The organism is Caballeronia sp. NCF2 (assembly GCF_023631205.1).
Lineage (GTDB): Bacteria > Pseudomonadota > Gammaproteobacteria > Burkholderiales > Burkholderiaceae > Caballeronia > Caballeronia zhejiangensis.
Window position 1 is genome coordinate 1 of sequence record NZ_JALQDN010000130.1, and the last position, 320, is coordinate 320.

General features: G+C 55.9%; 1 protein-coding gene and 1 pseudogene. One reads left to right on the forward strand and one right to left on the reverse strand.

Annotated features, from left to right (window positions below):
- Nucleotides 1-147, forward strand: a pseudogene (locus tag NCS02_RS36200) (IS30 family transposase); the annotation flags it as partial.
- On the opposite strand, the gene NCS02_RS36205 reads toward NCS02_RS36200, so the two are convergent.
- A partial coding sequence (locus tag NCS02_RS36205; RefSeq protein ID WP_250520770.1) for a hypothetical protein occupies nt 91-320 on the reverse strand: 230 nt, incomplete at its 5' end. The pseudogene NCS02_RS36200 and the gene NCS02_RS36205 overlap by 57 nt on opposite strands.

Genomic DNA, 320 nt, shown 5'->3' on the forward strand with positions numbered 1-320 from the left:
TACTTCCCTAAAGGTACTGATCTATCTGCCTACTCACAGACAAAGCTGGACGCCGTAGCCAGGCGGCTCAACGAACGCCCTAGAAAGACACTAAACTTCGATACGCCAGCTGAGCGATTTAATCGCATCGTTGCATCGACCGGTTGAATCCGCCCCGAAGAATGGCCGCCGCGCCCCAATAATTCGCGCGGTCGGATAGCAAGAATGTTGCTTGCCATAACAAATGCTCCAAAGGTTACTGACCGCCGTGGTGCCCGCTACGCGGTTCGTACCGTGCAGCGGGATCGACGAGACATGTTGGCGACGCTCGAGCCCATTGC